Source organism: Kitasatospora sp. NPDC043949 (genome assembly GCF_056435365.1).
Genome location: NZ_JBWKEQ010000058.1, coordinates 11,892 through 24,553 on the forward strand (window position 1 = coordinate 11,892; position 12,662 = coordinate 24,553).

The window sequence follows — 12,662 nt, forward strand, 5'->3', positions numbered from 1 at the left end:
TTGTCCCCCTCCTCCTCCCCTCGTGGCACTCTGCGCTGCGGTAGGCGCCCCCCCCCCCCCCCGCTGCTCGCGCACTCCTCGCTGCGCTCCCTCGGCTGGGTCTCCGGCGGGCCGGTCACCGTCGTCCAGGCCCTGCTCGACGCCCTCGGACCGACCGGCACCCTCGTCGTCCCCACCCACACCGGGGACAACTCCGACCCCGCCGGCTGGTCCAACCCGCCGGTGCCGGAGGCCTGGTGGCCCGACATCCGGGCGTCCTGGCCCGCGTACGACCCGCAGGTGAGCCCCACCCTGGGAATGGGCGCCATCCCCGAGACCGTCCGGACCTGGCCCGGCGCCCGGCGCAGCGCCCACCCGCAGACCTCCTTCGCCGCCCTCGGCCCGGGCGCGGCCGAGACCACCGACGGACACGCCCTCGACTGCCTGCTCGGCGAGTCCAGCCCGCTCGCCCGGCTGGAGGACCGCGACGCCCAGGTCCTGCTGCTGGGCGTCGACTTCGGCTCCTGCACCTGCTTCCACCTCGCCGAATACCGCGTCCCGGGCCCGAGCGAGGACATCTCCTTCGCCGCCCTCACCCCCGAAGGCCGCCAACGGCTCACCGTCCGCGACCGGGCCATCTGCGCCGACGACTTCGCCGAACTCGGCACCGCCTTCGAGGCCGACCGCCCGAAGGCCGTCCGCCACGCCACGGTCGGCGCCGCCACCACCCGCCTCTTCCGCCTCCGCGACGCCGTCGCCTACGCGCAGCACTGGCTGCCCGAGCACCGGGCGTAGGACAGGACGTGTCCGATTTCAGGTCCGGGGCGTCTTCTCCCCGTGGACGGCGGTGTACTCGGCCGCCAACCACGGCCCGAGGTCCTCGGTGAGCACCTTGAGGACGGTCGGGTCCGCCGTCGGCGTACGGGCCACGGTCGCCGCCAGACGCATCTGCTCGGCGCGCTCCGGGTAGTAACGGGCGAACGCCCCGGCGGACTCGGTGAGATCGCTGGTCCAACCACCCCACCGCGGCATCACCAGGGTGAAGCCCGTCCGCACGATCCGGCGGGCGACAGCGCGGCTGAGCGCCCGGCGCTCGGCGGGCGTACCGGCCGAGCCCGCCCGCTCGCGCCAGCGCGGGAGGGCAAGGGCGAGATCACCGTTGGTCTCGCGGGCGAGCGTGGAGGTGGGGCGGTAGCGGGGCAGTCCGGCGGCGAGGTCGTCACCGAGCAAAGGGGTGCACAGGCAGGCCACGAACCAGCCCAGATCGTGACGTTCGAGCTCGCTCAGCAGCGTGTCGGCGCTGAACAGGAGGATTCCGACACCGTTGACCTGCGGGAAGGAGGCATCGAGCCGGGCTTCGAGCGCACCGGCATCAGCCCGGTCGGCGGCGGAGGGCTCCTGCCTCAGCGCGAGCAGGAGATCGAGATCGGAGACCTCGGGGATCGCGGTGCCGCGCGGGATGCTGCCGTAGAGGTAGGCACTGTGCAGCCGGGGTCGGTCGAAGACCTCGGCGATCAGCGTGCGGGCGGCGACGACCACGGGTGCGAACGCCCGGGGCACCCGGCCCAACGAGCCCTCCCGTGCGATGAAGCCGTCGTCGTCCAGTCCCGCGCTCGTCATGGGGGTACTCTGCCGGTTCCCGCGCCCCCCGGGCGAGCCGATTTCGGACGCCGGGCATGGCCAATCGTCAACTCTCCGGCGATTACCGGGCATCATTCCAGGCACGGACGCGAGGGGAACGGCGTTGGACCCAGGGAACACCTCGCGCCACCGTCGCCGCACTCCGACGAGCACGCTCCCCGGAACGACGAGCCGCAGGACGGGGAGCAGGGCCGCGCACCGCGCGCGGGCCCGCGGAGGGGCGGCGCCCGTATGCGGCCTGCCCTCCGGAGGATGATCCCCATGCAGCCCGACCCTCAGACCACCTCGCAGCCCACCTCGCAGCCCGCCCCGCAAGCCGCCCCGCAGGCCGTCAAGATCGGCCTCGGTCTGCCCCTCCAGGACCCCGTCCTGCTGTTCGAGTGGGCCCGGCGGGCCGACGCCGGCCCGTTCAGCACGCTGGGCCTGGCGGACCGGGTGGTGTTCGACAACCCCGAGCCGCTGGTGACGCTGGCCGCCCTGGCCGGCGCCACGTCCCGCGTCCGCCTGCAGACCGAGGTGCTGCTCGCGCCGCACCACGTCCCCGCGCTGCTCGCCAAGCAGACCGCCACCCTGGACCTGCTCTCCGGCGGGCGGTTCACGCTCGGCCTCGGCGTCGGCGGCCGGGAGGACGACTTCCTGGCCGCCGGCATCGACCCGCGCCGCCGGGGCCGGCTCCTGGACGAGCGGATGGCGGTGCTGCGCCGCCTCTGGGCCGGTGAGTCGTTCGGCGACGGGGTCGGCCCGGTCGGGCCCGCGCCAGTGACGCCGGGCGGCCCCGAGGTGCTGTTCGGCGGCTTCGCCCCGGCCGCGCTGGACCGGGTCGGCCGGTTCGGGGACGGCTTCCTCGGCGCGGGGGTGCCGCCGGAGGCGATGGCCGGGCTGTTCCAGGACGTCGAGAAGTCCTGGCAGCGGCACGGCCGCGACGGCCGGCCCCGGCTGGTCGCCCAGGCGAACGCCGTCCTCGGCTCGGCGGAGACGGTCGAGCAGGCCCGGCGCAACATCCGTGCGTACTACGAGTCCAGCGGCCGTGCCGACCGGATGGAGGAGGGCCTGCTCACCACGCCGGAGGCGATCCGGACCGCCGTGGCCGGCTTCACGGCCATCGGCGCGGACGAGGTGATGCTGTACTGCTGGTCCCCCGAGGTGGACCAGGTGGACCGCTTCGCCGAACTGCTGTTCCGGTAGCGGTCGCAGAGCCGGAGATCAGTGCGGGATGCCGGAGATCAGTGCGGGATGCCCGCGATCAGCTCCTGTGCGCCCTGCCGCTTGAGTGCCAGCGCCGTGGAGGTGCCGAGGTCCTCGGGGCTGAGCGCGCCGGCCCACTCGTGGGCGTCCAGCACCTGCTTGCCGTCCGGGCTGAAGACCCGGCCGCGCATCGACAGCCGGCCGTCCGGTTCGGCCTTGGCGTAGCCGGCGATCGGGCTGTTGCAGTGGCCCTGGAGGACGTGCAGGAACATCCGCTCGGCCGCCGCCTCGCGCCAGGTGTCGCGGTGGCCGAGCGCGGCGACCGCGTCGACGGTGACGACGTCGTCCTCGCGGCACTGCAGGACGAGGATGCCGGCGCCGATCGGCGGGCACATCGCGTCGAGGTCCAGGATCTCGGTGATCCGCGCCTGCTCGCCGATCCGCTCCAGCCCGGAGACGGCGAGCAGCAGCGCGTCGGCCTCCCCGGCGGCCAGCTTGGCCAGCCGGCTGTTGGCGTTGCCGCGGATCGGCACGCACACCAGGTGCGGGTGGGAGGCGGCGAGTTGGGCGACCCGGCGAACGGAGGAGGTGCCGATCCGGGTGCCGGGCGGCAGTTCGGCGAGGGTCAGGCCGCCGGGGTGGACGAGGGCGTCGCGGATGTCGTCGCGGCGCAGGTAGGCGGCGAAGACGGTGCCGGCGGGCAGCGGGCGGTCGGCGGGCACGTCCTTGAGGCAGTGCACGGCGACGTCGGCCTCCCCGGCGAGCAGCGCGGCGTCGACCTCCTTGGTGAACGCGCCCTTGCCGCCGAGCCGGGCGAGGTCGCCCATCCAGCGGTCGCCGGAGGTGGTGACCGGCACCACCTCGGTGCGCAGGCCCGGGTACAGGGCGGCGAGTTCGGCGCGGACCCGCTCGACCTGGGCGAGCGCCATGGGCGAGGAGCGGGAGACGATGCGGATCAGCTCAGCGGTGGCCATGGCGCGATGATAGGCGCTCGACCGCCGGGCCTTGACCCGGCGTCAGCCATGCGGCCGAAGGCCCGCCGGACGGCACCCGGACGGCCGGGCGACGAACCGCCCGGCCGGCCGTGCGCTGCCCGCGGGCCGGCCGCGCGACGCCCCCGCTCACTCGTTGTGCAGCACCTCGGCGATCGGCAGCCGGGCCGCCGAGCGGGCCGGGACGAGGGCGCCGAGGACGGCGATCGCGACGCCCGCCAGTGCGAGCCCGGCGAGCAACGGGGCGCCCCAGACGTCGATCATGTGCTCCGGGAAGGCCAGGATCCGGACGTTCTCGGCGATCAGCCGGTGCACCACGATCCCGACCGGGATGCCGATGACGCCGCTGAGCGCGCCCTGCCAGGCCACCGAGGTGACCGTCATCGCGACGACCTGGCGGGGTGTCATGCCGATGGACTTCAGCATGCCGATGTCCCGGCGGCGCTCGCGGATGGTGAGCAGCAGGGTGTTGAAGACGCCGAGCGAGGCGACCACCGACAACAGGACGGTGAAGACCGTGCTGAAGGTCTGGATCGCGACGACGGGCCCCACCGAACTCGCGGTGACCACCGAGGGCGTCAGGCTCGGGTCGGCGTCCGTGACCGCCTTCCGGTAGGCCGCGGTGTCGGCGCCGTCGGCGAGCCGCACGTCGTACTCGACCGTGTGCGGGTCGGGGGTGAGCTCGGCCCGGGTGGCGTCGTTGGAGGTGATCGCGTTCGCGTTGCCCTGGATCTCCTCGCCGACGATGGTGACGGCCAGCTGTCGGCCCTCCAGGGTCAGGGTGATCCGGTCGCCGAGCTTGAGCCCGCGCTGGTCGAGGAAGGCCGGCCCGGCCTGGACCTCGTCCGGCCCGGTCGCCGGGCGGCCCTTGACCACCCGCAGCCACCTGGTGGCCGCGATGTCGTCGCCGCCGTAGAAGTCCATGAAGACGGGCTGGGTGTGGCCGACCACGCCCACCCGGACCAGCCCCCGGGTGACGACCTGCGCGGCTCCGGGGGTGGCGCGCAGCATCGCCTCGGTCTGGGCCGGGGTCAGCCGCGGCTCGGTCGGGTTGCTCTGGAAGTGGCCGGTCTGCACGTTGACGTGGGTCTTGTCGTCGGCCGGGGCCATGCTCCTGGCCAGGGTGCTGCTCAGGCCGGTGGTGACCGTCACGGTCACCACGCCGAGCACGATCGCCGCCATGGTCAGCGCCGTCCGGCCCGGGCGGGCGAAGGGCTGGCCGAGGCCGAGGCTGACGGCGCGCGGCAGCCGGGTGCCGCTCAGCCGGCGCTGGACCTTCAGCCCGCGCCCGGTGCGCGGCGCGCTGCCGGCCGAGATCGCCTGGGCGGCGGAGAGCCGGTGGGCGCGCGAGGCCGGGACGAACGCGGCGGCGACGACCAGCAGCGGGACGCCGACCAGGGTGGCGGCGGGCAGCCAGCCGGCCGGCTCGATCACGGCGGTGCCGGTCGAGATGCCGCTGAAGGCGGTCTCCAGGATCGGGTACGCCCCCGCCCAGCCGGCCGCCGTCCCGAGGACCGTGCCGGCGACCGCGGGCACCGAGACCATGGTCAGGTAGACCGTGACCACCTGGCGCGGGGTGAAGCCGATCGACTTCAGCACGCCGATGTGCCGGTAGCCGGAGACCACCGCGCCGCTCACCACGTTGCCGACGATCAGCGCGGCGACGACCAGGCCGAGCACGCCGAAGACCGTCATCAGCGGGAGGTAGGCGTCGGCGCCGGCGGAGAAGGCCTGCTTGAGCACCAGGTACGACTGCGCGCTGGCGAGCGCGTCCTCGGGCAGGCCCTCGGTGGCCGCGCCGAGGGAGGCGGTCAGCTGCTGCTCGGTGTCCGCGTCGGCGAAGCGGTAGAGCATCTGGCGGCCGGTGGGGTGCAGGGCGGCCGCCTGCTCGGGGACGACCCAGCCGCCGGCGGACTGGCTCATGCTGCCGGCGAAGCCGACGATGGTGAGCTTCAGCCCGGTGGCGGTGGTGAGCGAGGTGCCGAGGAACGTCGTCGCGGCGCCGCCGCCCGGTTGCTGGATGACCACCTCGCCGGGCGCCGTGGCCCAGCGGCCGCCGAGCAGCCGCACCCGGTCCACCGGCCCGGCCGGATCGGCCCGGCCGACCAGGGTCAGCGGGCCCGGCGGGCGACCGACCCAGTCGGTGGGGATCTCCACCACGGCTTGGTCGAACGGCCCGGCGGCGGCCTCCACGCCCGGCCGGTGGGCGGTGGCGGCCAGTTGCTCCGCCGAGGCCCTGGCCGGGTCGAAGGCCGCGACGACGTGGGCGCCGCGCTCGGCGGCGAAGGCGTCGTCGAAGGGCGCCCGGGCGGCGCTGATCACCGCGAGGGCGAGCAGCACGGTCGTGGTGGAGCAGAAGACGACCAGGCCGATCACGAAGGTCTGCACCCGGCGGCGCTTCACGGCCGCCCGGGACGCCCGCCACACGGCGCCGGTCATGCGGACGCCTCCAGGGCCCGCTCGCGCGCCACCTTGCCGTCCGCGACCTCGACCAGGCGGCTGGCGCAGCGGGTGGCCAGGTCGGGGTCGTGGGTGACGATCAGCAGGGTCTGGCCGATCTGGTTGAGGTCGATCAGCAGGTCCATCACCTGCTCGCCGGAGCGGCTGTCCAGTGCGCCGGTCGGCTCGTCCGCGAGCAGCAGCGCCGGGCGGTTCATCAGGGCCCGGGCCACCGCGACCCGCTGGCGCTCGCCGCCGCTGAGTGCGGCCGGGTAGGTGTCCTTGCGGTGCGCGACGCCGAGTTCGTCCAGCAGTTCCAGGGCGCGGCGGCGCGCCTGGCGGGCCGTGGTGCCGGTCAGCTGGGCGGCCAGGGCGACGTTGTCGAGGGCGGGCAGGTCGTCGATCAGGTTGAAGAACTGGAAGATCATGCCGATGTGGCGGCGGCGGAACAGGGCCAGGCCGGTCTCGTTCAGCCGCCCGAGGTCCTGGCCGTGCACCCGGACGGTGCCGGAGGTCGGCCGGTCCAGCCCGGCGACCATGTTCAGCAGGGTGGACTTGCCGCACCCGGAGGGGCCCATCACGGCGACCGCCTCGCCCGCCCGGATCCGCAGGTCGACGCCGTCGAGCGCCTTGGCGTCGCCGAACTCCTTGTGGACCCCGGACAGCTCGACGACGGTCTGCGCGTCGTCCGGCGGGGTGGTCCCGTCGTGGTCGTTGCTCATGGTGGACGACGGTAGGCGCGGGCCCCCGGGCCCGGCGTCCCACCCGGGGTGTAGCCGGGGCGGCCGTAGTACCCGGGATGTACGCGGGCGGCACCCCCGGATGATGTCGATCATGGCCTGGACTGGGAAACTGGCGGCGTGTGGGGAACGGGGACGAACTGGGCCGCCGTAGCGGTGGCGAGTGCGGCGGTGGCGGGTACGGCGGTCGCGGCGGCCGGCTGGCTGGGCGTCGCGCTCGCCCGGGCGCGGCGGCTGCACCGGGCGGCCATCGGCGAGCGCGGCTGGCTGCTGGAACGGGAGCGGGAGAGCGCCGCCCGTACCGCCGTGGAAGCCGAACGGGCGCGCATCGCGGCCGAGTTGCACGACATCGTCAGCCACAACGTGAGTCTGATGGTGGTCCAGGCCGGGGCCGCGCGCGAGGTGATCGCCACCATGCCCGGGGAGGCGGCGGCGGCGATGGGCGCCGTCGAGGCCGCCGGGCGCGACGCGATGACCGAGCTGCGGCACCTGCTCGGACTGCTCGCCCCGGCCGCCGACGGCACCGGGGAGGAGGCGGACGGTTTCGCGCCGCAGCCCAGCCTGAGCCGCCTCGGGCCGCTGATCGACCGGTTCGCCTTCGCCGGGCTGCCGGTGGAGGTGCGGATCTCGGGCGAGCCGAGACCGCTGCCCGGCGGCGTCGACGTGACGGCGTACCGGATCATCCAGGAGGCACTGACCAACGCGCTCAAACACGGGGACGGGGTGACGGCCGAGGTGACGGTGCGCTACGCGGACCACTACCTGCGGGTGGAAGTGCTCAACAGCGGGCCGAGCGTGCTGGCGGGCGCCCACGCCGCGCCCGCGCGGCCCGCCGATGCCGCGCCCGCGCAGCCCGCCCGGCCGGCCGACGGCGCCGGGCGCGGGCTGCTCGGCCTGCGCGAGCGCGTCGCCGTGTACGGCGGCGACCTCGACGCCCGGCGCCGGCTCGGCGGCGGCTACCGGGTCCGCGCCCGCATCCCGCTGGACCGGCCGTGACCGGGGCCGAGGCGGAGCGGGGGCCGGAGCAGCAGCCGGAGCGGGAGCGCCGCCCCCGGGTGGTGATCGCCGACGACCAGGAGCTCGTCCGCACCGGCTTCCGGATGATCCTCACCGCGCGCGGCATCGACGTGGTCGCCGAGGCCGCCGACGGCGCCGAGGCGGTGGCGGCCGCCGTCGCGCACCGGCCGGACGTCGCGCTGCTGGACATCCGGATGCCCGGCATGGACGGCCTGGAGGCCGCCCGCCGGATCCTCGCCCGGGCGCCCGGCTGCCGGGTGATCATGCTGACCACCTTCGACCTCGACCACTACGTCTACGCCGCCCTCGCCGCCGGGGCCAGCGGCTTCCTGCTGAAGGACGTCACCTCCGCCCATCTCGCCGCCGCCGTGCGCCTGGTGGACACCGGGGACGCCCTGCTCGCCCCCTCGATCACCCGACGGCTGGTCGAACGCTTCGCGGCCGGCGCCCCGCGTCCCGCCCCCGGCACCGACGGCCCGCCGCTGCACCGAAACCTCGCCCCGCTCACCCCGCGCGAGGCGGAGGTGCTGGCGTTGCTCGGACGCGGACTGTCCAACACCGAGTTGGCGGCCGAACTGACGCTCAGCGAGTCGACGGTGAAGACGCACGTCGCCCGGATCTTCGCCAAGCTCGACCTGCGCGACCGGGCCCAGGCGGTCGTCCTCGCGTACGAGACCGGGTTGGTCTCGCCGGGGGGAGGTTCTGATTGATGCTCAGTCAACTCCCTTGATTCGCATGACAATCAGCTATCTAACTCGTTAGAGCTAACTCCCGGTCTGATTCACATTTTTGCCAGTCCATGGGGGAACATCTCTCTGTCCGCGCCCGAACGAGAAATGACCGTTCGGGCGGCATTTCCAAGACATTTGGACAGGCCCGTGACTACCTCCGCCCCCGTGTGGGACTGCCCCTTCAACCACACCGACGGCCTGGAGTTCGACCCGCTCCTCAAGCGGCTGCTCACCGAGGCCCCGATCGCCAGGATCCGACTGCCGCACGGCGAGGGCGAGGCCTGGCTGGCCACCCGCTACGAGGACGTCCGGATCGTCACCACCGACCGGCGGTTCAGCCGCGCCGCCGGCATCGGGCGCGACCTGCCCCGGATGACGCCCGCCCCGATCGCCCAGGCCGAGGCGATCAACCTGATGGACCCGCCGGCCCACAACCGGCTGCGCCGCCTCGTCGCCCAGGGCTTCACCAACCGCCAGGTCGAGCGGATGCGCCCGGCCACCCAGCGGATCGTCGACGGCTACCTCGACGAGATGGCCGAACACGGCTCCCCCGCCGACCTGGTGCACTTCCTCTCCAGCCGGCTCCCGCTCACCACCATCTGCGAGCTGCTGGACATCCCCGAGCAGGACCGCGCCGAACTGCGCGGCCACGCCGTCGCCATGATGACGATGGGCCCCGGCAGCCGGGCCGGCCAGGAAGCCGCCAAGGCCGCGCTGCGCGGCTACTTCACCGAGCTGACCGCCGCCCGCCGCGCCCACCCCGGCGAGGACCTGATCAGCTCCCTCGCCACCGCCCGCGACGGCGACGAACTGCTGGACGACCAGGAGCTGGCCGTCATGGCGATGGTCCTGCTGGTCACCGGCCACGACACCAGCACCTACCAGCTCAGCAACATCACCTACACCCTGCTCACCCACCCCGAACAGCTCGCCAAGCTGCGCGCCCAGCCCGAACTGCTGCCGCGCGGGCTGGAGGAGCTGCTGCGCTTCATCCCGTTCCGCCAGGGCGTCGGCATCGCCCGGGTCGCCACCGAGGACGTCGAGCTGGGCGGCGTGCTGATCCGGGCCGGCGAGGCCGTCCACGTCTCCTACCTCACCGCCAACCGCGACCCGGCGATGTACGAGCGCCCCGACGAACTCGACCTCGACCGCGGCGCCCCCACCCACATGGCCTTCGGCCACGGCCAGCACCACTGCCTCGGCGCGCACCTGGCCCGGATGGAGCTCCAGGTCGCCATCGGCACCCTGCTGCGGCGATTCCCCGGCCTGCGGCTCGCCGTCCCGCCGTCCGAACTCGACTGGCACACCGGGTCGATCTGGCGCTACCCCCGCACCCTGCCGCTCGCCTGGTGACCTCCTCCCCGCGCCGCCGCCTCCGCCACGGAGCACCGCACGGCGCCCGTCCGACGCATCCGTAGGCCGCCTGCCCGGGCCGCTCGCCAGCCCGCCCGGCCAGGCCACCCAGGGGAGACCCGCACCATGGCAACACTCTGCCGCCCTGCCGTCGCCGTACCCGAGAACGTCATCACCCTCGACCAGACCCTCGACCTGGCCCGCAGCCTGCACGCCGGCCACCCGCAACTCGGCCTCGCCCTGCGGCTGATCGAGAACACCGGGGTGCGGACCAGGCACCTGGTCCAGCCGATCGAGCAGACCCTCACCCACCCGGGCTTCACCGCCCGCAACGCGGTCTACGAGCGGGAGGCCAAGCTCCGCGTCCCCGAGGTGGTCGAACGGGCGCTGGGGTACGCCGAGTTGGGCGCCCGGGACATCGACCTGATCATCTATGTGTCCTGCACCGGCTTCATGATGCCGTCGCTGACCGCCTGGCTGATCAACGCCCTGGGCTTCCGCTCCGACACCCGCCAGATGCCGATCGCCCAGCTCGGCTGCGCGGCCGGCGGCGCCGCCGTCAACCGCGCGCACGACTTCTGCCGCGCCTACCCGGGCGCCAACGTGCTGATCGTGTCCTGCGAGTTCTGCTCGCTCTGCTACCAGCCGACCGACCTCGGCGTCGGCTCACTGCTCTCCAACGGCCTGTTCGGGGACGCCGTCGCCGCCGTGGTGATGCGCGGACACGGCGGCACCGGCGTGCACGTCGAGCGCAACGGCTCGCACCTCGTCCCGGACACCGAGAACTGGATCTCCTACGGGGTCAAGGACACCGGGTTCCACTTCCAGCTGGACAAGCGGGTGCCCGGCACCATGGAGATGCTCGCCCCGGCGCTGCGCGGCCTGGCCGTCGAACACGGCTGGGACGTCTCCGGGTTGGGCTTCTACATCGTGCACGCCGGCGGCCCGCGCATCCTCGACGACCTCTGCCACTTCCTCAACCTGGAGCCGGCCACCTTCCGGTACAGCCGCGCGACGCTGACCGAGCGCGGCAACATCGCCAGCGCCGTCGTCTTCGACGCGCTCGCCCGGCTGTTCGCCGACGGCGGCGTGGCCGACGGCACCACCGGCCTGATCGCCGGTTTCGGGCCGGGCATCACCGCCGAGATCTCGCTGGGGAGTTGGGTCGGCGAGCCGGTCGAGGCCGCCCGCCGCCGGCCGCGGGCCATCTCCACCTCGGACATCACACTAGTCCATCCGAGCGCCCCCCGGCGTTTCCCGGCCGGCACTACGATCACCGAATGACTGACACCACGCACCAGGCGGACACCGACGACAGATCCGCCGAACTCGCCACCCTCTTCCCCGCGTTGCACGCCCCGCAGTACTGGACCTGGGGCCGGTACGACGCGCTGTTCTCCACCGTGCTGCCGCCGGACGAGCTGGTGACCAACATCCACCTGGTGGGCTTCGCGGACGACAAGGTGGTCCTCTGCCGGGACGACCGGGACCACTGGTTCCTGCCCGGCGGCACCCGGGAGCAGGACGAGAGCATCGCCACCTGCCTGGCGCGCGAGCTGCGCGAGGAGGCCGGCGCCCGGCTGCTCGGCGAGCCGGACTGGCTCGGCGCGCACCGCTGCCGCACCGAGGACCCGACGCCGTACCGGCCGTGGCAGCCGCACCCGGAGAAGGCGTGGCTGTGGGGCTGGGCGGAGGTCGCGGTGGACTCGACGCCGACCAACCCGGCGGACGGCGAGCAGGTGGTCGAGGTGCGGGCAGTGTCGGCGGACGAGGCGCAGCGGCTGCTGCTGGCCGGGCACGACGCCTGGTGGGGCGAGCTGATCGGGCTGGCCGTGGAGCTGCGGCGGCGGGCCGGGCGGGGCTGATCCCCCGCCCCTCCGAGCCCCCGCTCCGAGATATTCCCGCCGGGCCGGAAAACCACTGGAACGGCCGAACAGCAGAGAGCATTGTCCGTTTTGCGATGATATGACTCGGCCATGGACACCAACATGCTGGCCGTGGACTACCCGGTGCTCAACATCTTCTGGACGATGCTGGAGCTGTTCCTCTGGATCCTCTGGTTCTTCCTGCTGTTCAAGATCATCACGGACATCTTCCGCAGCCACGACCTGGGCGGCTGGGCCAAGGCCGGCTGGCTGCTCCTGGTGATCGTGCTGCCGCTGATCGGTGTGCTGGCCTACGTGATCGCCCGCGGGAAGTCGATGAGCGAGCGGGACGCCGCCCAGGTCCGGCAGAGCGAGGCCGCCGTCAAGGCCTACATCCGGGAGGCGGCCGGAACCGGCACACCCGGGGGCGGCGGCAGCCACGTCGACGACCTGGCGAGACTGGCGGACCTGAAGGAGAAGGGCGCCATCTCCGAGGAGGAGTACCAGAAGGCCAAGGACAAGCTCCTGGCCTGACCCCGCCCAGCCCAGCCCAGCCCGACCCGGCCCGCACGGCGGCCGGGGGGGGGGGGGGGGGGGGGGGAGGCCCCCCCCCCCCCCCCCGCCGGGGAGCCCCCCCCCCCCCCCCCCCCCCCCCCCCCCCCCCCCCGGACCGCACCACCCGCAGTACCCGCAGGACCGCACCACCGGCAGGACCGCACC

The 12,662-nt window shown here is 74.0% G+C and carries 12 protein-coding genes; 8 read left to right on the forward strand and 4 right to left on the reverse strand.

Annotation, left to right across the window (positions count from 1 at the left end):
• Window positions 1-774 (forward strand): AAC(3) family N-acetyltransferase, encoded by a 774-nt coding sequence (locus tag AC07AL_RS32825; protein ID WP_478319212.1) that lies wholly within the window; start codon window positions 1-3, stop codon window positions 772-774.
• 18 nt (window positions 775-792) lie between these two features.
• Here the strand turns inward: AC07AL_RS32825 and AC07AL_RS32830 are convergent, their stop codons facing one another.
• Window positions 793-1,599 carry a nucleotidyltransferase domain-containing protein gene (locus AC07AL_RS32830; protein ID WP_363630209.1) on the reverse strand — a complete coding sequence of 269 codons (807 nt, stop codon included), beginning with the start codon at window positions 1,597-1,599 and terminating at the stop codon, window positions 793-795.
• A 282-nt stretch (window positions 1,600-1,881) separates the two neighbouring features.
• Here AC07AL_RS32830 and AC07AL_RS32835 point away from each other — a divergent pair, with 282 nt between their 5' ends.
• The gene (locus AC07AL_RS32835) at window positions 1,882-2,805 is read left to right on the forward strand and encodes an LLM class flavin-dependent oxidoreductase (RefSeq protein ID WP_363584006.1); all 924 of its coding nucleotides are present in this window, start codon (window positions 1,882-1,884) and stop codon (window positions 2,803-2,805) included.
• A 38-nt stretch (window positions 2,806-2,843) separates the two neighbouring features.
• On the opposite strand, the gene hemC is transcribed toward AC07AL_RS32835, so the two are convergent.
• From hemC to AC07AL_RS32850, 3 genes are all read right to left on the reverse strand, one after another.
• A complete protein-coding gene (gene hemC, locus AC07AL_RS32840; protein ID WP_363584007.1) occupies window positions 2,844-3,779 on the reverse strand; it encodes a hydroxymethylbilane synthase in 936 nt (311 codons plus the stop codon).
• A 147-nt stretch (window positions 3,780-3,926) separates the two neighbouring features.
• Window positions 3,927-6,236 carry an ABC transporter permease gene (locus AC07AL_RS32845; protein ID WP_363630213.1) on the reverse strand — a complete coding sequence of 770 codons (2,310 nt, stop codon included), beginning with the start codon at window positions 6,234-6,236 and terminating at the stop codon, window positions 3,927-3,929.
• On the reverse strand, window positions 6,233-6,958 hold the full coding sequence (locus tag AC07AL_RS32850) for an ABC transporter ATP-binding protein (RefSeq protein ID WP_363630214.1): 726 nt from the start codon (window positions 6,956-6,958) through the stop codon (window positions 6,233-6,235). Before AC07AL_RS32850 ends, AC07AL_RS32845 begins: the two co-directional genes overlap by 4 nt.
• 138 nt (window positions 6,959-7,096) lie before the next feature.
• Here AC07AL_RS32850 and AC07AL_RS32855 point away from each other — a divergent pair, with 138 nt between their 5' ends.
• From AC07AL_RS32855 to AC07AL_RS32880, 6 genes are all read left to right on the forward strand, one after another.
• A complete protein-coding gene (locus AC07AL_RS32855) occupies window positions 7,097-7,972 on the forward strand; it encodes a sensor histidine kinase (protein WP_363619046.1) in 876 nt (291 codons plus the stop codon).
• Window positions 7,969-8,703 carry a response regulator gene (locus AC07AL_RS32860; protein ID WP_478319216.1) on the forward strand — a complete coding sequence of 245 codons (735 nt, stop codon included), beginning with the start codon at window positions 7,969-7,971 and terminating at the stop codon, window positions 8,701-8,703. The genes AC07AL_RS32855 and AC07AL_RS32860 overlap by 4 nt, the downstream gene beginning before the upstream one ends.
• A 126-nt stretch (window positions 8,704-8,829) precedes the next feature.
• A complete protein-coding gene (locus AC07AL_RS32865; RefSeq protein ID WP_400844247.1) occupies window positions 8,830-10,077 on the forward strand; it encodes a cytochrome P450 in 1,248 nt (415 codons plus the stop codon).
• Window positions 10,078-10,203: 126 nt separating this feature from the next.
• Window positions 10,204-11,361 carry a type III polyketide synthase gene (locus AC07AL_RS32870; protein ID WP_363619043.1) on the forward strand — a complete coding sequence of 386 codons (1,158 nt, stop codon included), beginning with the start codon at window positions 10,204-10,206 and terminating at the stop codon, window positions 11,359-11,361.
• Window positions 11,358-11,942, forward strand: coding sequence for an NUDIX hydrolase (locus AC07AL_RS32875; protein WP_363584021.1), 585 nt, complete (start codon window positions 11,358-11,360; stop codon window positions 11,940-11,942). Before AC07AL_RS32870 ends, AC07AL_RS32875 begins: the two co-directional genes overlap by 4 nt.
• 111 nt (window positions 11,943-12,053) lie before the next feature.
• Complete coding sequence (locus tag AC07AL_RS32880; protein ID WP_079135502.1) at window positions 12,054-12,476, forward strand: SHOCT domain-containing protein; 423 nt, start codon at window positions 12,054-12,056, stop codon at window positions 12,474-12,476.
• The last annotated feature ends 186 nt before the right edge of the window (window positions 12,477-12,662 follow it).

Bases quoted from the DNA above. Each gene is read 5' to 3' on its own strand.
- AC07AL_RS32875 (WP_363584021.1), top strand. From the start codon at position 11,358: ATGACTGACACCACGCACCAGGCGGACACCGACGACAGATCCGCCGAA.
- AC07AL_RS32880 (WP_079135502.1), top strand. From the start codon at position 12,054: ATGGACACCAACATGCTGGCCGTGGACTACCCGGTGCTCAACATCTTC.
- AC07AL_RS32865 (WP_400844247.1), top strand. From the start codon at position 8,830: ATGACCGTTCGGGCGGCATTTCCAAGACATTTGGACAGGCCCGTGACT.
- AC07AL_RS32870 (WP_363619043.1), top strand. From the start codon at position 10,204: ATGGCAACACTCTGCCGCCCTGCCGTCGCCGTACCCGAGAACGTCATC.
- hemC (WP_363584007.1), bottom strand. From the start codon at position 3,779: ATGGCCACCGCTGAGCTGATCCGCATCGTCTCCCGCTCCTCGCCCATG.
- AC07AL_RS32850 (WP_363630214.1), bottom strand. From the start codon at position 6,958: ATGAGCAACGACCACGACGGGACCACCCCGCCGGACGACGCGCAGACC.
- AC07AL_RS32835 (WP_363584006.1), top strand. From the start codon at position 1,882: ATGCAGCCCGACCCTCAGACCACCTCGCAGCCCACCTCGCAGCCCGCC.
- AC07AL_RS32845 (WP_363630213.1), bottom strand. From the start codon at position 6,236: ATGACCGGCGCCGTGTGGCGGGCGTCCCGGGCGGCCGTGAAGCGCCGC.
- AC07AL_RS32830 (WP_363630209.1), bottom strand. From the start codon at position 1,599: ATGACGAGCGCGGGACTGGACGACGACGGCTTCATCGCACGGGAGGGC.